This window comes from Streptomyces sp. NPDC030021 (assembly GCF_055574035.1).
The window spans coordinates 22,017-40,460 of sequence record NZ_JBVIAH010000007.1; the positions used below are offsets into that span (position 1 = coordinate 22,017).

The window sequence follows — 18,444 nt, forward strand, 5'->3', positions numbered from 1 at the left end:
GACGGAGTCAACGCGGGCCGCTCTGCGCGCGGGATCATCGCACCCCCCCCCCCCCCCCCCCCCCCCCCCCCGCCGCCGTACGGACGTGGGAGACCCGATCGGGGATCAGGCACCCATCGCGTGCAGGCCGCCGTCCACGTGGACGATCTCGCCGGTGGTCTTCGGGAACCAGTCCGACAGCAGGGCGACGACGCCCTTGCCCGTCGGCTCCGGGTCGCTCATGTCCCACTCCAGCATCGAGCGGGAGTTCCAGACGTCCGCCAGCTCCGAGAAGCCCGGGATGGACTTCGCGGCCATGGAGCCGATCGGCCCGGCCGAGACCAGGTTGCAGCGGATGTTCTCCTTGCCCAGGTCACGGGCGAGGTAACGGCTCGTGGCCTCCAGGGCGGCCTTGGCCGGGCCCATCCAGTCGTACTGCGGCCAGGCGAACTGCGCGTCGAAGGTGAGGCCGACGACGGCCGCGCCCTCCGCCGGGAACAGCGGCTTGCAGGCCATGGTCAGCGACTTCAGCGAGAACGCCGAGACGTGCATGGCGGTGGCCACCGACTCGAACGGCGTGTTCAGGAAGTTGCCGCCGAGGGCGTCCTGCGGGGCGAAGCCGATGGAGTGGACGACGCCGTCGAGGCCGCCGAGCTCGTCGCGGACGAGGCCCTCCAGACGGGCCAGGTGCTCGTCGTTGGTGACGTCGAGCTCGATCACCTTGACCGGCTTCGGCAGCTTCTTCGCGATGCGCTCGGTCAGCGACGGACGCGGCCACGCGGTGAGGATGACCTCGGCGCCCTGCTCCTGGGCCAGCCGGGCCGTGTGGAAGGCGATGGACGACTCCATCAGCACACCCGTGATGAGGATGCGCTTGCCCTCGAGAATTCCGCTCATGGTGATCAGTGACCCATGCCCAATCCGCCGTCAACGGGAATGACGGCTCCGGTGATGTACGCGGCGTCGTCGGACGCCAGGAAGCGGACGGCTGCCGCGATCTCCTCGGGCTGCGCGTAACGGCCGAGCGGCACCTGGCCCACGATGCCCGCGCGCTGCTCGTCGGTGAGCACCTTCGTCATGTCGGTGTCCACGAAACCGGGGGCGACGACGTTGAAGGTGATGTTGCGGGAACCCAGCTCGCGGGCGAGGGAGCGGGCGAAGCCCACCAGCGCGGCCTTGGAGGCGGCGTAGTTGGCCTGGCCGGCTGAGCCCAGGAGCCCGACGACCGAGGAGATCAGGACGACGCGGCCCTTCTTGGCACGGAGCATGCCACGGTTCGCGCGCTTGACCACCCGGAAGGTGCCGGTGAGGTTGGTGTCGAGGACGGACGTGAAGTCCTCCTCGGACATGCGCATCAGCAGCGTGTCCTTGGTGATGCCGGCGTTGGCCACGAGCACCTCGACCGCGCCGTGCGCGTCCTCGATCTCCTTGTAGGCCTGCTCCACCTGCTCGGAGTCGGTGATGTCGCACCGCACCGCCAGGACACCGATCGAGGTGAGCGCCTCCGGCGGCTCACCCGACCGGTACGTGATCGCGACCTTGTCGCCGGCCTCCGCGAAGGCTTGGGCGATGGCGAGGCCGATGCCCCGGTTTCCTCCGGTGACGAGAACCGAGCGGCTCAACGGATCACCCTTTCGCTAGCGGTCTGAATACCAAAAACCTATAGGTCGCATCGCTCGTACGGAGAATCGACCCCCGACAGGGCCTTGCGACCGGCTCTGTCGAATCCCTACAGAAAGATGTAGGCACAAGGGCCCCGATCGCGACATGATCGGGGCGACCGGCTCCGACCACGGGAGGACTTCCGTGCCCCATTCCATCGACGCGGCCTTCACCGCGCTGCCCCTGCGGGCGCTCGCCGACGCGGCGCTCGCCCGGGCCCGCGCGCTGGGCGCCGAGCATGCCGACTTCCGGCTGGAGCGGATCCGCAGCGCCTCCTGGCGCCTGCGGGACGCCAAGCCCTCCGGTGGCTCCGACACCACCGATCTCGGGTACGCGGTCCGGGTCGTGCACGGGGGCAGCTGGGGATTCGCCTCCGGTGTGGACCTGACCATGGACGCCGCCGCCAAGGTGGCCTCGCAGGCCGTGGCCATGGCGAAGCTGTCCGCCCAGGTGATCAAGGCCGCCGGTTCGGACGAGCGGGTGGAGCTCGCCGACGAGCCGGTGCACGCCGACCGGACGTGGATCTCCGCGTACGACGTGAACCCCTTCGAGGTGCCGGACGCCGAGAAGGCCGCGCTGCTCGCCGACTGGAGCGCGCGCCTGCTGGCGGCCGACGGGGTGGCCCACGTGGACGCCTCGCTGCTCGCCGTCCACGAGAACAAGTTCTACGCCGACACCGCGGGCACCTCGACCACGCAGCAGCGGGTCCGGATCCACCCGCAGCTCACCGCGGTCGCCGTGAACGGCACGACCGGCGAGTTCGACTCGATGCGCACCATCGCCCCGCCCGCCGGCCGCGGCTGGGAGTACCTCACCGGCACCGGCTGGGACTGGAACTCCGAGCTGGAGCAGATCCCCGGCCTGCTCGCCGAGAAGATGCGGGCGCCGAGCGTCGAGGCCGGCCGCTACGACCTGGTGGTGGACCCGTCCAACCTGTGGCTCACCATCCACGAGTCGATCGGCCACGCCACCGAGCTGGACCGGGCGCTGGGCTACGAGGCGGCGTACGCGGGGACCTCCTTCGCCACCTTCGACCAGCTGGGCAAGCTCAGGTACGGCTCCCCGATCATGAACGTGACGGGTGACCGCACCGCCGAGCACGGGCTGGCCACCGTCGGCTTCGACGACGAGGGCGTCCAGGCGCAGAGCTGGGACCTGGTCAAGGACGGCACCCTGGTCGGCTACCAGCTGGACCGGCGGATCGCGAAGCTGACCGGCCTCGGGCGCTCCAACGGCTGCGCCTTCGCCGATTCCCCCGGGCACGTGCCCGTCCAGCGGATGGCGAACGTCTCCCTCCAGCCGGATCCGGGCGGGCTCTCGACCGAGGACCTGATCGGCGGGGTGGAGCGCGGGATCTACGTGGTCGGCGACCGCTCCTGGTCGATCGACATGCAGCGCTACAACTTCCAATTCACCCAGCAACGGGCATACAGGATCGAGAACGGCAAACTGGCCGGGCAGCTGCGCGATGTCGCGTACCAGGCCACCACCACCGATTTCTGGGGCTCGATGGAGAAGGTCGGCGGCCCGCAGACCTACGTCCTGGGCGGCGCCTTCAACTGCGGCAAGGCCCAGCCGGGCCAGGTGGCGGCGGTCTCGCACGGCTGCCCGTCCGCGCTGTTCCGCGACGTGAACATCCTGAACACCACGCAGGAGGCCGGGCGATGAGCTCGACGAACCGCATCACCAAGCCCCACGAGATCGTCGAGCGGGCCCTGGAGCTGTCCACCGCCGACGGCTGCGTCGTCATCGCCGACGAGGGGTCGAGCGCCAATCTGCGCTGGGCGGGCAACGCCCTGACGACGAACGGCGTGACCCGCGGCCGGACCCTGACGGTCATCGCCACGGTCGACGGCAAGGAGGGCACGGCCTCGGGGGTCGTCTCGCGCTCCGCCGTGACCGCGGACGACCTGGAGCCGCTGGTGCGGGCCGCCGAGGCGGCCGCCCGCGGGGCGGGCCCGGCCGAGGACGCCCAGCAGCTGATCACCGGGACCCCGGCCTCGCCGGACTTCACCGACGCCCCGGCCGAGACGAGCTCGGCGGTCTTCGCGGACTTCGCCCCGGCCCTCGGCGAGGCCTTCGCCCGGGCCCGCGAGGGCGGCCGGGAGCTGTACGGCTTCGCCAACCACGAGCTGATCTCCACCTACGTCGGCACCTCGACGGGCCTGCGGCTGCGCCACGACCAGCCGAACGGCACCCTGGAGCTCAACGCGAAGTCCCCGGACCGGCAGCGCTCCGCCTGGGCGGGCCGCTCCACCCGGGACTTCAAGGACGTGGACCCGACCGTGCTGGACGCGGAGCTCGCGGTGCGCCTCGGCTGGGCGGAGCGGAAGATCGACCTGCCCGCGGGCCGGTACGAGACCCTGCTGCCGCCGACCGCCGTGGCCGACCTGCTGATCTACCAGATGTGGTCGGCGGCGGCCCGGGACGCGGTGGAGGGCCGTACGGTCTTCTCCAAGCCCGGCGGCGGCACCCGGCTCGGCGAGAAGCTGTCCGGACTGCCGCTCTCCCTGCGCAGCGACCCGAACGCGGCGGGCCTGGAGTCCGCGCCGTTCGTGATCGCGCACAGCTCCGGGGACGACGCCTCGGTGTTCGACAACGGCCTGCCGGTCCCGGCGACCGAGTGGATCGCGGACGGTCACCTGAACCGGCTGAGCACGACCCGGCACACGGCGGGCCTGACCGGGATGCAGCTCTCCCCCGGCTTCGGGAACCTGATCCTGGACGCGGGCGGCGAGAAGTCGCTGGAGGAGATGGTCGCGTCCACCGAGCGGGGTCTGCTGCTGACCTGCCTCTGGTACATCCGCGAGGTGGACCCGGCGACGCTGCTGCTCACGGGCCTGACCCGGGACGGCGTCTACCTGGTGGAGAACGGGCAGGTGGTCGGCGAGGTCAACAACTTCCGGTTCAACGAGTCCCCCGTGGACCTGCTGTCGCGGGCCTCGGAGGCCGGCCGGACCGAGAAGACCCTGCCGCGCGAGTGGAGCGACTGGTTCACGCGCGCCGCGATGCCGGCGCTGCGTATCCCCGATTTCAACATGAGTTCGGTGAGCAAGGGCGTCTGACCACCTAGAATGTGCGGGTAGACCCCTCATCCGCATCCCTACTCACTCCATCTCTCAAGGAGAGTCACGACCGTGACTGACATCGTCGACGAACTGAAGTGGCGCGGGCTCTTCGCCCAGTCCACCGACGAAGAAGCCCTGCGCAAGGCCTTCGCGGACGGTCCGGTCACCTTCTATTGCGGCTTCGACCCGACCGCGGCCTCGCTGCACGTGGGGCACCTGGTCCAGGTGCTCACCGTGCGCCGGCTCCAGCAGGCCGGTAACCGGCCGCTGGCGCTGGTGGGCGGGGCCACCGGGCAGATCGGCGACCCGCGACCGACGGCCGAGCGGACCCTGAACGACCCGGAGACCGTCGCGAACTGGGTGACCCGGCTGCGCACCCAGATCGAGCCGTTCCTGTCCTTCGAGGGCGAGAACGCGGCGCTCATGGTGAACAACCTGGACTGGACGGCGGGCATGTCCGCCATCGAGTTCCTGCGCGACATCGGCAAGCACTTCCGGGTCAACAAGATGCTGACGAAGGACTCGGTCGCCAAGCGGCTCGACTCCGACCAGGGCATCAGCTACACCGAGTTCAGCTACCAGCTGCTCCAGGGCATGGACTTCCTGGAGCTGTACCGGCGCTACGGCTGCGTGCTCCAGCAGGGCGGCTCCGACCAGTGGGGCAACCTGACGGCCGGACTCGACCTGATCCACCGGGTCGAGCCGGGCGCGGTCGTGCACGCGCTGGCGACCCCGCTGATGGTCAAGGCGGACGGCACCAAGTTCGGCAAGTCCGAGAGCGGGGCCGTGTGGCTCGACCCGGAGATGACCACGCCGTACGCGTTCTACCAGTTCTGGCTGAACGTGGACGACCGGGACATTTCCACCTACATGCGGATCCTGTCCTTCAAGTCCCGTGAGGAGCTGGAGGCACTGGAGGCGCAGACCGCCGAGCGGCCGCAGGCGCGCGCCGCCCAGCGGGCGCTGGCCGAGGAGCTGACGACGCTCGTGCACGGCGCCGACCAGTGCGCCGCCGTGATCGCCGCGTCGAAGGCACTGTTCGGTCAGGGCGACCTGGCGGAGCTGGACGAGGCCACGCTGGCCGCGGCCCTGTCCGAGCTGCCGCACGCCCAGGTGACGGAGCCCGGCCTCGTGGTGGACATGCTCGCGGAGACCGGCCTGGTCGCGAGCAAGTCGGCCGGCCGCCGGACCGTGAAGGAGGGCGGCGCCTACGTGAACAACACGAAGGTCACCGCCGAGGACGCGGTCCCCGCCAAGGAGGACCTGCTCCACGGGCGCTGGCTGGTGCTGCGCCGCGGCAAGAAGAACCTGGCCGCGGTGGAGGTCACCGGCGCCTGACGCGTCGCAGGACGCGCGGCAGCACGGCAGAACACGGCGGAGGGGCCGGTTCGGACGCTTGGTCCGGGCCGGCCCCTTCGTCGTGACCCGCGGCTGACCCGCGGTGCGTCACGTCGTCTGCCGCTTGCCCTTGATCGCTCCGTACGCCATCTCGCCGAGCGCGACGATGACGACCGCCCCGACGATCTGCAGCAGGTGTCGGGTCCAGTCGATGCCCTTGGTCTCGCCGACACCGATCCATGTGGCCACCGCGTTGCCGAGGACGGCGCCGGCGATGCCGAAGAGGGTGGTCAGCCACAGCGGCTGGTGCTGCTTGCCCGGCAGGATGGCCTTGGCTATCAGCCCCAGCACGAAACCGACGATGATCGCCCACAACCAACCCATGTCGAGCCTCCTCCTGGCGCGTTGTGCGCACGTGGGCCCAGTTTCGACCCATCCGGCGTACCGCGCATTTCGGACAGCTCCGTACGGGGGTCCCCCCTCTCCTCACGGCAGGGGGGCGGGCGTACCGTGGGAGGGGTCCGGGCCGGGAGTGCCCGGCGGGCGATCGGGTGGTGGAGCGTGGAGCGGACGAAGCGGCAGAAGCAGAACGGGGCCGAGGTCTTCCGGATCACCGGCGCGCGGATGGGTCTCGCCGAGGACGTGCGGGGCCGTCAGCGCCGGTACGTGATCTCGATGACGATCAGGACCCTTTCGGTCATCGCGACCGTGCTGTTGTGGAACGTGCAGCGCCCGGTGGCCATGGTGACGCTCGTGGCCGGCGCCCTGCTCCCGTACGTGGCCGTGGTCATCGCCAACGCCGGGCGCGAGTCGACGCCCTCACTTCCCTCGCACTTCGTTCCGGCTCCCGTGCGACCGGCGCTGGACGCGGGAAACCTCAAGAAAAGCTCAGATCAATCATGAAGTTCCGGTGCACTCCACCGGGTCCTGCGTGACATACTGCTCACGCGCTCCGCATCCCCCGTCGGAGCGACGGACCGACGCCGGGCAGCTCCCCCCGTGGCTGCTCGGCGTCGCCATTCCGTTCTAATGTGGGGCCGTGACTTCCTCCAACGCCTCCGGCCTCGACGAGAATCCCACCTGCTCCGCCAAGGGCTGCCGTGACGCGGCCGTGTGGGTCCTGGCGTGGAACAACCCGACGCTGCACACGCCGGAACGGCGCAAGACCTGGCTGGCGTGCGAGGAGCACCGCGAACACCTCTCCCAGTTCCTGGGGGTCCGCGGTTTCCTCAAGGACGTCGTGAAGCTGGACGAGTGGGTGCAGCCGGAGGGCTCGGAACGCCCGCGCTGACCTGACCTGACCTGACCCGAACCGACCCGGGACCCGGGATCTGCTCCCTGGGTCCCGCGTCCCGGGATCTGCCGCCCCGGTCAGCCGCCGATCGCGGACATCGGGCGGTCGGGCTGCAGGAAGGACGGGTCGTCGAGACCGGATCCGGCCTTCTTGCCCCACATCGCGACCTTCCAGAGCCGGGCGATCTCCTCGTCCGGCGCGCCCGAGCGCAGGGCCGCGCGCAGGTCCGACTCCTCGGTGGCGAACAGGCACGTACGCACCTGGCCGTCGGCCGTGAGCCGCGTACGGTCGCAGGCACCGCAGAACGGGCGGGTGACCGAGGCGATGACGCCGACGGTGGCCGGGCCCCCGTCGACCACCCAGCGCTCGGCCGGGGCGGAGCCGCGCTCGACGGCGCCTTCCTCGGTGAGCGTGAAGCGGGTGCGCAGGGACTCCAGGATGTCCCCGGCGGTGATCATGCCGTCGCGCTTCCAGCCGTGCTGGGCGTCGAGCGGCATCTGCTCGATGAAGCGGAGCTCGTACTCGTTCTCCACGGCCCAGGCCAGCAGGTCGGGGGCCTCGTCGTCGTTGAGGCCGGGCATGAGCACGGCGTTGACCTTGACGGGGGTGAGGCCGGCCTCGCGGGCCGCGGCCATGCCGTCGATGACGTCCTTGTGCCGGTCCCGGCGGGTGAGGGTCTTGAAGACCTCGGGCCGCAGGGTGTCCAGGGACACGTTCACCCGGTCCAGTCCGGCGGCCTTCAGGGCCTGCGCGGTGCGCTTCAGACCGATGCCGTTGGTGGTCAGCGACATCTTGGGGCGGGGCTCCAGGGCCGCGCACCGCTCGACGATGCCGACCAGGCCGGGCCGCAGCAGCGGCTCGCCTCCGGTGAACCGGACCTCGGTGATCCCCAGCTGCGTGACCGCGATGCGGATCAGCCGGACGATCTCGTCGTCACTGAGCAGGTCCGACTTGCCGAGCCACTGCAGGCCCTCCTCGGGCATGCAGTAGGTGCAGCGCAGATTGCACCGGTCGGTCAGTGAGACGCGCAGGTCAGTGGCCACGCGGCCGTAGGTGTCGAGAAGCACTGTGGGCCCCCTCCCCTGTCCGGAAGTAGAGGTACGCGCGGACGTTGGATCTACTTCACGCGTTCTATTTCGAGACTACGTGACGCCTGTGTCATCCAGGGGTGCCCAAATGAACGAGACGTGACGTGGCCGCGTCGTAGAGATCTACGACGCGGCCACGCTGGGTGTTCGGATGATGTCAGTGCGCCCCTGTTCCGGTGAGGGAGCGCACTTCCAGCTCGGCGAACTTCCGGGGGTCGGCCTTCTCCTTGGAGAGGACGGTTCCCAGCCAGCCCAGCAGGAAGCCGAGGGGGATCGAGATGATCCCCGGGTTCTCCAGCGGGAACCAGAAGAAGTCCGCGTCCTTGAACATCGAGGTGGGCTTTCCGGACACGACCGGGGAGAACAGCACCAGGCCGACCGCCGAGATCAGTCCGCCGTAGATGGACCAGAGCGCGCCCCGGGTGGTGAAGCGCTTCCAGAAGAGGCTGTAGAGGATCGTCGGCAGGTTCGCGGAGGCGGCGACCGCGAAGGCGAGCGCGACCAGGCCGGCCACGTTCAGGTCGCGGGCCAGTGCGCCGAGGCCGATGGCGACGGCTCCGATGACGACGGTCGACCAGCGGGCCGCGCGCATCTCCTCCTTCTCGGTGGCCTTGCCCTTGCGGATCACGTTCACGTACAGGTCGTGCGCGAAGGACGAGGAGGAGGCGAGGGTGAGGCCCGCGACGACGGCCAGGATGGTGGCGAAGGCGACCGCGGAGATCACGGCGAGCAGGATGGCGCCGCCGGTGGAGTCGGGGCCGCCGCCGACGGCCTGGGCGAGCAGCGGTGCGGCGGTGTTGCCGGCCTTGTTGGACTTGATGATCTCGTCGCGGTCGAGCAGCGCCGCGGCGCCGAAGCCGAGGGCGATCGTCATCAGGTAGAAGCCGCCGATGATGCCGATGGCCCAGAGGACGGACTTACGGGCGGCCTGCGCGGTGGGCACGGTGTAGAAGCGGATCAGGATGTGCGGCAGGCCTGCTGTGCCGAGGACCAGGGCGAGGCCGAGCGAGATGAAGTCCAGCTTCGAGGTCGGGTCCTTGCCGTACTTGAGGCCGGGTTCGAGGAACTTCGCCCCCTGTCCGCTGTTCTCGGCGGCCTTGCCCAGCAGGTCGGAGATGTTGAAGTTGAACTTCACCAGCACCAGGAGGGTGATCAGCAGGGCGCCCGCGATCAGCAGCACCGCCTTGATCATCTGGACCCAGGTGGTGCCCTTCATGCCGCCGATGGTCACGTAGACGATCATCAGTACGCCGACCAGCGCGACGACGGCCACCTTGCCGCCGTCGCTGGTGATGCCCAGGAGCAGCGAGACGAGCACGCCGGCGCCGGCCATCTGGGCGAGCAGGTAGAAGATCGAGACCACGATGGTGGAGGTGCCGGCGGCGGTACGGACGGGCCGCTGGCGCATCCGGTACGCGAGGACGTCGCCCATCGTGTAGCGGCCGGAGTTGCGCAGCGGCTCGGCGACGAGCAGCAGGGCGACCAGCCAGGCGACGAGGAAGCCGATCGAGTAGAGGAAGCCGTCGTAGCCGAAGAGGGCGATGGCTCCGGCGATGCCGAGGAAGGACGCGGCGGACATGTAGTCGCCGGAGATGGCGAGGCCGTTCTGGAAGCCGGTGAACTGGCGGCCGCCCGCGTAGAAGTCGGCGGCGCCCCGGGTCTGGCGGCCGGCCCAGACGGTGATGATCAGGGTGGCGACGACGAACAGCCCGAACAGGGTGATGATCAGCGGGCGGTGCTCGGAGGCTCCCGCGGCGAGCGTCGTCAGGTGCGTCGCGCCGCTCATTCGGCGGCCTCCATCCGCGCCTTGATGGCCCCGGCCTTGGGGTCGAGCTGCGCGGCCGCGTGGCGTGCGTAGAGCCAGGCGATCAGGAAGGTCGTCGCGAACTGGGCGAGGCCGAGCACGAGGGCGACGTTGATGTTGCCGAAGAGCTTGGTCCCCATGAAGCCGCCCGCGTAGTTGGACAGCAGGACGTAGAGCAGGTACCAGGCGATGAAGGCCACGGTGAGCGGGAAGGCGAAGGAGCGGTAGGAGCCGCGCAGTTCGGCGAACTCCGCGCTCTGCTGGACGCTCGTGTAGTCGTCTGCCGTGGGGGCGGCCGGTGGCGTTCCCGCGCTGCCCGGCGGCGGCGCTGCTTCGGTGGTCACGGGGGGATCTCCTTGTGACGCGGGTGCGGTGGGGACGACGGACAAAACAACCTCCGTGTGGGGGGACGGTGGTGCCGATCCCCCCTGTCAACGGCACGGACGGCGCGGCGGGACGGTTCAACACCCGTTGGTTCTTCGGGAACTGATTTCTCGAACTGATGGCGCAGAGAGGAACGGCGACGCTAGGTTCGCTTGTCATGAACCCGTCCGACGCGACCGCGTCCGGGCGGCTTTTTCGAACATGACCTGGAGAACCCATGGATCAGCTGGGGTCGCGTGCGCCCAAGAAGCGCAGCCGTGCTCTCGCCGTACCCGTCGGCCTGGCGCTCACCGCCTCGCTCGCCTTCCTGCCCGCGATCTCGGCCTCGGCCGCCCCGCTGGGCGGTACGGCCGGCACGGCGACGGCTTCGAAGGCCGACACCTTCGGCCCCAAGCTGTCGTACGTGGCCAACCTGAACGCGTACGCCACGGTGAAGGCGGCGAAGAAGGCCGTCGAGCGGGCCGGCGGAACGGTGGTGACGGCCTATGAGCAGATCGGGGTCGTGGTCGCACACTCCCAGAACCCGGACTTCGCCAAGCAGCTGCGAGCCCAGCGCGGCCTGTTCGTGTCGGTCGGCGCCACCCGCACGGCCCCGATGTCGGCGGCGCGGACCACCGAGGAGGGCGCGACCCAGCAGCTGAGCGCGGCGGACGCCGCCAAGGCGGCGGCAGCGGCCCAGGAGGGTCAGGAGCCGCTGGAGCCCAACCAGTGGGACCTGCGGACGATCGAGGCCGACAAGGCTCACAAGATCAACGATGGCAGCCCGAACGTCACCGTGGGCATCATCGACACGGGTGTCGACGACACCCACCCCGATCTCGCCCCGAACTTCTCCAAGAGCCAGTCGGCCAACTGCGTGGGCGGCGTCGCCGACACCACCGAGGGCGCCTGGCGCCCGTACGCCGACGGCAGCGACCACGGCACGCACGTGGCCGGGACCATCGGGGCCGCGCGCAACGGCATCGGCGTCAGCGGTGTCGCGCCGGGCGTGAAGATCGCCGCGATCAAGGTGAGCGAGCCCGGGACCAGCCTCTTCTACACCGAGGCGGTCGTCTGCGGCTTCATGTTCGCCGCCGAGAAGGGGATCGAGGTGACCAACAACAGCTACTACGTCGACCCGTGGCTCTTCAACTGCAAGTCCGACGACGACCAGAAGGCGCTGGTGGAGGCCATCGGCCGGGCCACCAAGTACGCCGAGCGCAAGGGCACGCTCCACATCGCCTCGGCCGGCAACTCCGACCAGGACCTGGCGGCCGACTCCCTCGTCGACGAGACCAGCCCGAACGACACCACCCCGGTGCCGCGCACCATCGACCCGAAGGTCTGCCTGGACCTGCCCACGCAGCTGCCGGGTGTGGTCACCGTCTCCGCGACCGGCGACAAGGGCCTGCGCTCGTACTACTCCAGCTACGGCCTCGGGGTCGTGGACGTCGCCGCCCCCGGCGGCGACAAGTGGCAGGTCCCGGACACCCCGGACGCCAACGGGCGCGTGCTGTCGACCGTCCCGGGCGGGGGCTACGGCTACAAGCAGGGCACCTCGATGGCCGCCCCGCACGTCGCGGGCGTCGCGGCGCTCCTCAAGAGCGCCCACCCGTCGGCCACGCCCGCGCAGCTCCAGGCCATGCTGAAGGCCCAGTCCACGAAGGCGGCCTGTCCGACGCAGATATACGACGCCGCGGGCACCCTGATCGACGCCACCACCTGCCAGAGCAAGTGGGGGCAGACGGGCTACTACGGATACGGCGTGATCGACGCGCTCAAGGCCGTGAAGTAACAGCGGTCGCAGCGAGGCGGACGGGCCGGGCGGGGATCACCCGCCCGGCCCGTCCTTTCGTTCATTCGTTCATTCGCTCGTCCCGCAGGTCAGGGCTTGATCATCACCTTGAGCGCGCTGCGGTCGTCCATCGCCCGGTAGCCGTCCGGGACCTCGTCCAGCGACACGGTCCGGTCGAAGACGGGCGCCGGGTCGATCGCGCCGCTGAGCACGTCCTCCAGCAGCTCCGGGATGTACGCGCGGACCGGGGCCACGCCGCCGCGCAGGGTGATGTTGCGGTCGAACATGACGCCGAGGTCGAGGCCGGTGCCGCTGCCGTGCGGGACGCCGACGTAGCCGATGGCCCCGCCGTCGCGGGTGATGTTCACGGCGGTGCGCATCGACTGCTCGGTGCCGACCGCCTCGATGACCGCGTGCGCGCCCCGGCCGCCGGTGAGCTCGCGCACGGCCGCCTCGGCGGCCTCACCGCGCTCGGCGACGACGTCGGTGGCCCCGAAGAGCCTGGCGATGTCCGTACGTACGGTGTGGCGGCCCAGGGCGATGATCCGCTCGGCGCCCAGGCGCTTGGCGGCGAGGACGCCGCACAGACCGACCGCGCCGTCGCCGACGACGGCGACCGTGGAGCCCATGCGCACGCCCGCGCCCAGCGCCGCGTGGTGGCCGGTGCCCATGACGTCGGACAGCGCGAGCAGCCCGGTCAGCAGGTGGTCGTCCGAGACGGCCTCGGCGGGCAGCGTCACCAGGGTGCCGTCGGCGTGCGGGACGCGGACGGCCTCGCCCTGGCCTCCGTCGTGGCCGACCGAGCCCCAGAAACCGCCGTGGTCGCAGGAGGTGAACAGGCCCTCCTTGCAGTACTCGCAGGTGCCGTCCGACCACATGAAGGGCGCGACGACGAGGTCGCCCACCCGCACGCCGGACACGGCGGAGCCGGTCTCCTCGACGATGCCGAGGAACTCATGGCCGATGCGCTGGCCGGGCTGACGCTCGGCCTCGCCGCGGTAGGCCCACAGGTCGCTGCCGCAGATACAGGCACGCAGGACGCGGACGACGGCGTCCTCGGGGCGCTGGATCGCAGCGTCGGGCACCTCCTCCACGCGGATGTCGTGGGGGGCGTGGATGACGGTGGCGCGCATGGTGGTGCAGTCCTCCGGTTCGGGATCGTTCAGTCTTGTACGACTGTGGAACCGTCATACCGTACGCCTGCTTCCCGGGAGGTCGCGCCAGTCGCCAGCAGGTACTGGGCGGCGAGGTACGTGGCCATGATCCAGAAGTCCGGGCGGGGCAGCTGGGGCCATTCGGCGACACCGGTGGCGATGAGGGTGTCGGAGAGCAGGAACAGTGCGCCGCCGATCCCGGCCCGCAGGCCGAGGGCGCTGGAGCGGAACGCCATGGCGGTGAGCAGCAGGCTGTAGCCGGCCACGGGGATCCGCAGGTCGGCCGGCAGATCGGACCACAGCAGGGCGACGGTGCCGAGGAGGGCGAGCGTGTACGCGCCCCCGACCAGCGGGTTCGCGGGCCGCTTGCCGAAGAGGACGAGGTAGCAGACGTGCCCGACGGCGAAGGAGCCCATCCCTGCGAGGAAGGCGGGCTCGGCGTCGAAGAGCAGGGCCAGGTCCCCGCCCCAGCCGAACAGCAGGGCGGCGAGCAGCAGCCGGGGGGCGCCGCGAGTGGCCATGTGGGTCACGAGCAGCGGCATCAGCAGCGGCTTGGCGATCACGTGCCCGAGGTGCCAGCCGGCGAGCAGCGAGCCGAGGTCGACGGCGGCGGCCACGGCGAAGGCCACGAGGGCGATGCGGCCGAGGCGCGGCCGGCCGGCCGGCGCCTGGTCCGCCGCCCAGGCGGGGGCGGGTCGGCCCGGGGACTCGGCGGTGCTCACGCGGTGGTCTCCTGTACGGCCGAGGCGGCGGGGCCGGCTGCGGTGCCGGTGACCGGAGCGGGGACGGCTGCGCTGCCGGTGGCCGGAGCGGGGCCGGCTGCGGTGGCAGGGGTCGATGCGGTGGCGGCTGCTGGGGCGGGCTGCCAGCCGGGGCCGCGGAAGACGTGTCCGGCCCGCTGGCGCCAGCTCCCGGCGGCGCGCACGTCCCGGGCGATGGCCGCGTACTCGTGGGTGGCCACGCGCAGCGGGTTGTGGGTGCCGATGTTCTTGGTGAGCCCGTAGACGGGCTTGTCCGTCTCCCCCACCCAGGAACCGAACATCCGGTCCCAGACGATCAGGATGCCGCCGAAGTTGCGGTCAAGGTAGCCGCCCTGCGAGGCGTGGTGGACGCGGTGGTGGGAGGGGGTGTTGAAGACGTACTCGTAGGGCCGCGGCAGCTTGCCGATGCGCTCGGTGTGGACCCAGAACTGGTAGAGCAGGTTGAGTCCGTAGCAGAACGGGATCGCCGCCGGGTGCACGCCGAGGGCCACCATCGGCAGGTAGAACCACCAGGTGGTGGCGCTGGTCCAGGGCTGGCGCAGGGCGGTGGTGAGGTTGAAACGCCGGCTGCTGTGGTGGACCACGTGGCAGGCCCACAGGATGCGGATGACGTGGTGGAGGCGGTGCTGCCAGTAGTAGAGGAAGTCCTGGGCGAGCAGCATCAGCAGGGCGGTCCACCACAGGAACGGCACCCGCAGCGGGGTCAGTTCGTAGACCGCGGTGAAGACGGCGACGACCGGGATCTTCCAGAGCAGGTCGAAGCCGATACTGCCGACCCCCATGGTGACGCTCGTGACGGCGTCCTTGGTGTCGTAGCCGGCGGCGTCCTCGTCGGGATGGAGCCGGTAGCTCACCACCTCGATGACGGTGAGCAGCACAAAGGCAGGTATGGACCACAGCACGACATCGGGCAGGTTCGGCATGTCCCGCACCATAGAGGCGCTCTCGGGGGTGCCGCTAGAGGTTGTTACCGATCGGTATCCATCGGGGTTACCAGCGGTTCGCGAGATGATGTCCGGACCAAGGGAAGGGCGGGGAATGACGGGCTTGGAGACGGTTCTCTTACGGGTGGCGGGGACGGCGGCGGGGACGCTGGTGAAGTCCCTCCTGGCCAGGGCCCCGGGGGCGGGCCTGGCGGCCGACCCGGCCCGGCCGGCCCCGCGCTGGCGCAAGCCTCCGGCGGAACTCGGCGACGGCGAGATGCGGCGCCTGACCGAAGCCCTGGCGGAGCGCCTCGGCCCGGAGGCCGCGGCGTTGCCGGAGCACGAGCGTCTGGCGGCGCTGGACGCGGTCGGCGACGCCTTCGCGGCGCTCGGCCCCCTGGACGCGGAGTCCCTCTTCGTGGCGGACCTCGACCCGGCGGCCCTGGCGGCGGCCCTCCCCGGCCCCCCGGCGGGCCTGAGCCCGGCGGCGGAGGCCCTGTACGGACGGCTGGTCCGGCTGTGCTGCGCGCACGCGGTGGAATACATGACGACCCTGCCGGGCTTCGGGGCCCGGGCGGAGGTGGAACTGGTCCGGCGGACGGGTGAGCTGGCGCGGGCGGTGGACCGGCTGGGCGCCACCGGGGACGGAACGGCGTACGCCTTCGAGGAGCGGTACGCGCGGTACGTCGCCGACGCCCACAGCCGCCTCCAGCTGTTCGGCCTGACCCTCGGTCACGCTCGCGAGGAATGGCCCCTGGACCTGGCGTACATCAGCCTGGCGGTGACGGGCGAGCAGCTGCTGGAGGATCCGGGCCGCCACTCGGCGATGAAGACCGAGCAGGCACTCAGCACGTCCGAGCGTGTACTGCTGCGCGGCCCGGCGGGTTCGGGCAAGAGCACCCTGGTCCAGTGGCTGGCCCTGAACGCGGCGAGGCGGAGCTTCAAACTCGGCCTGCGCCACTGGAACACGCTCGTCCCCTTCGTCCTGCGGCTGCGCTCGTTCAACTCGCCCGAGGGCCTGCCTATGCCGGAGAACTGGCTGCGCGCCTCGGGCGTGCCGCTGCGGGCCCCGGACGGATGGGTCGAGAACCTGCTGTCCGAAGGGCGGGCACTCGTCCTGATCGACGGCGTCGACGAGGTCCCGTCCAAGCTGCGCAGCCGCACGGAGGAGTGGCTGAGATCCCTGCTCGCGGCCTATCCCCGGGCCCGCTACGTGGTGACCACCCGCCCGTCGGCGGTCCCGGAGGACTGGCTGACCGGGCAGGCTTTCTCCCTCCTCTCCCTGCTGTCGATGGAGCGCGACGACGTCAGCGCCTTCATCACGCACTGGCACGACTCCGCCCGTGCCGAGTGCGGCTCCGAGGAGGAACGGGACAGCCTCGACCGGTACGAGAGATCACTGATCCAGTCCGTCGGTTCCCGCCGGGACCTCGGATGGCTGGCTTCGAACCCCCTCATGTGCGCCTTGCTGTGCGCCCTGAACCGGGACCGTCACATGCACCTGCCCAGGGCGCGCAAGGAGCTGTACGACGCCGCCCTGGACATGCTCCTCGTACGCCGGGACACCGAACGGGACATCTCCGGTGTCGAGGGCGTGTACCTCAGCAGGGACGAACAGACCCTGCTGCTCCAGCGGCTCGCCTACTGGCTCATCCGCAACGGCCAGCTGGAGGCGTCCTGCACGGAGGCCGAGGAGATGGTGGGCGAGTGGCTCGGCGCCATGCCCCAGGTCCGGGCACAGGCCGGTGCCGAGCAGGTGTTCCGGCACCTGCTGATCCGCAGCGGGCTGCTCCGGGAGCCGGTTCCGGGGTCGGTCCACTTCGTGCACCGCACCTTCCAGGACTACCTGGGGGCCAAGGCGGCCGTGGAGGCACGGGACTTCGGTGTGCTGGTGGGCAACGCCCACGAGGACGCGTGGGAGGACGTGGTCCGCATGGCGGTGGGGCATGCCCGCCCCGACGAGCGCGCACGCCTGCTCCGGCAGCTCCTGCGGCGGGCCGACAAGGTCAAGCGGGGCCGGAACCGGCTGGTGCTGCTGGCCGCGGCCTGCCTGGAGCACGCCCCGGAACTGGACCCCGAGGTCTGGCACGAGGTGGAGGCGCGTACGGCGCACCTGCTGCCGCCGCACTCGGTGGGGCAGGCCGAGGAGCTGGCCAAGGCGGGCGAGCTGGTCCTGGAACTCCTGCCGGACCCGGCGGGACTGGACGAGCAGCAGGCTGCCGCCATCATCCGTACGGCCGCACTCGTCGGCGGGGACCGGGCTCTCCAGGTCATCGCCGGCTTCCGGAGGGACGACCGCTACGACGTGGTCCATGAACTGTCCGACGCCTGGGGGCGGTTCCCCACCGATGACTACGCGGACGCGGTCCTGGCCGACGCCCCGGTGCGCGTCGGGCATCTGCACGTCCGCACGCCGGAGCAGCTCGCCGTGCTCGGCCGGATGCCGCACATACGGCGGGTCCACCTGACCTGGAACGGGGCCCTCCCGCCGGACATATCCGCGCGGCCGGACCTGGAGTGGCTGGTCATCCACCGCAATGCGGCCCTGACCGATCTCGCGCCGCTGGCCGGGCATCCGACGCTCCGGCACCTCGGCGTACTGGACTGCCCTGAGGTCACGGGCGTCGAGGTGGTCACCGAACTGTCGGCGGACAGCCTCGCCTTCGGCTACCTCCGGGACGGCCTCTCCCTGGCCCCGCTGGCGGCGGTCGGCGGGCTCAAGTCCCTGGTCATCGGGTTCGAGCCCGAGCAGAGGGCGATCGGGGACGTCCCGGCGGCCGAGGGGCTGACGTCCCTGGCCTTGTGGCAGGGCGCCCGCCGGATGACCCTCGACGGGATCGACCGGTGGCCGGGGGTGAAGGAGCTGACGATCGCGGGCAGCCTGCAGTACCGGCAGCTGGTCCACTCGCTCCCGCTCCCGGAACTCGGCTCGTTGCAGATCCGGCACGCCGCACCGGTGTCGGCCGCGGCCCTCGTACCGTACCGGCGGCTGAAGGAACTCGTGCTGATCAGGTGCATGTTCGAGGGGACACTGGAGCCGCTGGCCGAGTTGCCCGGGCTGCGGCTGCTCGCCCTGAGCGAGTGCCTCGGAACGGTGGACCTCTCACCCCTCGCGGCCGTGGACGGGCTGGTCGTCGAGGTGGACCGGCGCACCAGGGTGGTCGGCTCCGAGAGCATCCCGGCGGAGCGGCTCGTGTACAAGAACTGAGCCGCTC

The 18,444-nt window shown here is 70.8% G+C and carries 16 protein-coding genes; 7 read left to right on the top strand and 9 right to left on the bottom strand.

Features of this window, described 5'->3' with window-relative positions; genetic code table 11:
* Positions 1 to 105: 105 nt before the first annotated feature.
* Together fabI and fabG are read right to left on the bottom strand one after the other, a co-directional pair.
* A complete protein-coding gene (gene fabI / locus ACZ4YL_RS15370; RefSeq protein WP_314249208.1) occupies positions 106 to 876 on the bottom strand; it encodes an enoyl-ACP reductase FabI in 771 nt (256 codons plus the stop codon).
* 5 nt (positions 877 to 881) lie between these two features.
* Positions 882 to 1,601, bottom strand: coding sequence for a 3-oxoacyl-[acyl-carrier-protein] reductase (gene fabG / locus ACZ4YL_RS15375; RefSeq protein ID WP_301371981.1), 720 nt, complete (start codon positions 1,599 to 1,601; stop codon positions 882 to 884).
* Positions 1,602 to 1,746: 145 nt separating this feature from the next.
* Here fabG and ACZ4YL_RS15380 point away from each other — a divergent pair, with 145 nt between their 5' ends.
* The 3 genes from ACZ4YL_RS15380 to tyrS all read left to right on the top strand — a co-directional run bounded on the left by ACZ4YL_RS15380 (position 1,747) and on the right by tyrS (position 6,047).
* Complete coding sequence (locus ACZ4YL_RS15380) at positions 1,747 to 3,309, top strand: TldD/PmbA family protein (RefSeq protein ID WP_468116827.1); 1,563 nt, start codon at positions 1,747 to 1,749, stop codon at positions 3,307 to 3,309.
* Entirely contained in the window at positions 3,306 to 4,706 is a 1,401-nt protein-coding gene (locus tag ACZ4YL_RS15385; RefSeq protein WP_468116829.1) for a metallopeptidase TldD-related protein, read from the top strand. The genes ACZ4YL_RS15380 and ACZ4YL_RS15385 overlap by 4 nt, the downstream gene beginning before the upstream one ends.
* Positions 4,707 to 4,778: 72 nt before the next feature.
* Positions 4,779 to 6,047, top strand: a complete 1,269-nt coding sequence (gene tyrS, locus ACZ4YL_RS15390) for a tyrosine--tRNA ligase (protein WP_468116830.1) — start codon at positions 4,779 to 4,781, stop codon at positions 6,045 to 6,047.
* Between the two features lie 108 nt (positions 6,048 to 6,155).
* Here tyrS and ACZ4YL_RS15395 read toward each other — a convergent pair whose 3' ends face one another.
* Positions 6,156 to 6,431 carry a GlsB/YeaQ/YmgE family stress response membrane protein gene (locus ACZ4YL_RS15395; RefSeq protein ID WP_030720149.1) on the bottom strand — a complete coding sequence of 92 codons (276 nt, stop codon included), beginning with the start codon at positions 6,429 to 6,431 and terminating at the stop codon, positions 6,156 to 6,158.
* Between the two features lie 240 nt (positions 6,432 to 6,671).
* On the opposite strand from ACZ4YL_RS15395, the gene ACZ4YL_RS15400 reads away from it, so the two are divergent.
* Together ACZ4YL_RS15400 and ACZ4YL_RS15405 are read left to right on the top strand one after the other, a co-directional pair.
* The gene (locus ACZ4YL_RS15400) at positions 6,672 to 6,950 is read left to right on the top strand and encodes a DUF3099 domain-containing protein (RefSeq protein WP_468117254.1); all 279 of its coding nucleotides are present in this window, start codon (positions 6,672 to 6,674) and stop codon (positions 6,948 to 6,950) included.
* A gap of 136 nt (positions 6,951 to 7,086) precedes the next feature.
* The gene (locus ACZ4YL_RS15405; RefSeq protein ID WP_468116832.1) at positions 7,087 to 7,338 is read left to right on the top strand and encodes a hypothetical protein; all 252 of its coding nucleotides are present in this window, start codon (positions 7,087 to 7,089) and stop codon (positions 7,336 to 7,338) included.
* Positions 7,339 to 7,418: 80 nt separating this feature from the next.
* Here the strand turns inward: ACZ4YL_RS15405 and moaA are convergent, their stop codons facing one another.
* The 3 genes from moaA to ACZ4YL_RS15420 all read right to left on the bottom strand — a co-directional run bounded on the left by moaA (position 7,419) and on the right by ACZ4YL_RS15420 (position 10,577).
* Complete coding sequence (gene moaA / locus ACZ4YL_RS15410) at positions 7,419 to 8,408, bottom strand: GTP 3',8-cyclase MoaA (RefSeq protein WP_382536856.1); 990 nt, start codon at positions 8,406 to 8,408, stop codon at positions 7,419 to 7,421.
* A 178-nt stretch (positions 8,409 to 8,586) separates the two neighbouring features.
* Positions 8,587 to 10,215 (bottom strand): solute symporter family protein, encoded by a 1,629-nt coding sequence (locus ACZ4YL_RS15415; protein WP_468116834.1) that lies wholly within the window; start codon positions 10,213 to 10,215, stop codon positions 8,587 to 8,589.
* Positions 10,212 to 10,577, bottom strand: a complete 366-nt coding sequence (locus ACZ4YL_RS15420; RefSeq protein ID WP_468116835.1) for a DUF485 domain-containing protein — start codon at positions 10,575 to 10,577, stop codon at positions 10,212 to 10,214. The genes ACZ4YL_RS15415 and ACZ4YL_RS15420 overlap by 4 nt, the downstream gene beginning before the upstream one ends.
* A 257-nt stretch (positions 10,578 to 10,834) precedes the next feature.
* Between ACZ4YL_RS15420 and ACZ4YL_RS15425 the strand changes: the two genes are divergently transcribed.
* The gene (locus ACZ4YL_RS15425; RefSeq protein ID WP_468116836.1) at positions 10,835 to 12,391 is read left to right on the top strand and encodes a S8 family serine peptidase; all 1,557 of its coding nucleotides are present in this window, start codon (positions 10,835 to 10,837) and stop codon (positions 12,389 to 12,391) included.
* A gap of 89 nt (positions 12,392 to 12,480) precedes the next feature.
* Here ACZ4YL_RS15425 and ACZ4YL_RS15430 read toward each other — a convergent pair whose 3' ends face one another.
* From ACZ4YL_RS15430 to ACZ4YL_RS15440, 3 genes are read right to left on the bottom strand one after another with little or no spacing between them, the layout of a single operon-like run.
* A complete protein-coding gene (locus ACZ4YL_RS15430; RefSeq protein WP_468116838.1) occupies positions 12,481 to 13,524 on the bottom strand; it encodes a zinc-dependent alcohol dehydrogenase family protein in 1,044 nt (347 codons plus the stop codon).
* 29 nt (positions 13,525 to 13,553) lie between these two features.
* The gene (locus tag ACZ4YL_RS15435; protein WP_468116840.1) at positions 13,554 to 14,267 is read right to left on the bottom strand and encodes a lysoplasmalogenase; all 714 of its coding nucleotides are present in this window, start codon (positions 14,265 to 14,267) and stop codon (positions 13,554 to 13,556) included.
* A complete protein-coding gene (locus ACZ4YL_RS15440; protein ID WP_468116842.1) occupies positions 14,264 to 15,229 on the bottom strand; it encodes a sterol desaturase family protein in 966 nt (321 codons plus the stop codon). Before ACZ4YL_RS15440 ends, ACZ4YL_RS15435 begins: the two co-directional genes overlap by 4 nt.
* A gap of 115 nt (positions 15,230 to 15,344) precedes the next feature.
* Between ACZ4YL_RS15440 and ACZ4YL_RS15445 the strand changes: the two genes are divergently transcribed.
* Positions 15,345 to 18,437, top strand: coding sequence for an NACHT domain-containing protein (locus ACZ4YL_RS15445; RefSeq protein WP_468116844.1), 3,093 nt, complete (start codon positions 15,345 to 15,347; stop codon positions 18,435 to 18,437).
* Positions 18,438 to 18,444 lie beyond the last annotated feature (7 nt).

Excerpts from the sequence above, each read along its gene's own strand:
- ACZ4YL_RS15445 (WP_468116844.1), top strand. The coding sequence starts at position 15,345 with ATGACGGGCTTGGAGACGGTTCTCTTACGGGTGGCGGGGACGGCGGCG.
- ACZ4YL_RS15440 (WP_468116842.1), bottom strand. The coding sequence starts at position 15,229 with ATGCCGAACCTGCCCGATGTCGTGCTGTGGTCCATACCTGCCTTTGTG.
- ACZ4YL_RS15380 (WP_468116827.1), top strand. The coding sequence starts at position 1,747 with ATGATCGGGGCGACCGGCTCCGACCACGGGAGGACTTCCGTGCCCCAT.
- ACZ4YL_RS15385 (WP_468116829.1), top strand. The coding sequence starts at position 3,306 with ATGAGCTCGACGAACCGCATCACCAAGCCCCACGAGATCGTCGAGCGG.
- ACZ4YL_RS15430 (WP_468116838.1), bottom strand. The coding sequence starts at position 13,524 with ATGCGCGCCACCGTCATCCACGCCCCCCACGACATCCGCGTGGAGGAG.
- fabI (WP_314249208.1), bottom strand. The coding sequence starts at position 876 with ATGAGCGGAATTCTCGAGGGCAAGCGCATCCTCATCACGGGTGTGCTG.
- ACZ4YL_RS15425 (WP_468116836.1), top strand. The coding sequence starts at position 10,835 with ATGGATCAGCTGGGGTCGCGTGCGCCCAAGAAGCGCAGCCGTGCTCTC.
- ACZ4YL_RS15400 (WP_468117254.1), top strand. The coding sequence starts at position 6,672 with ATGGGTCTCGCCGAGGACGTGCGGGGCCGTCAGCGCCGGTACGTGATC.
- ACZ4YL_RS15395 (WP_030720149.1), bottom strand. The coding sequence starts at position 6,431 with ATGGGTTGGTTGTGGGCGATCATCGTCGGTTTCGTGCTGGGGCTGATA.
- ACZ4YL_RS15415 (WP_468116834.1), bottom strand. The coding sequence starts at position 10,215 with ATGAGCGGCGCGACGCACCTGACGACGCTCGCCGCGGGAGCCTCCGAG.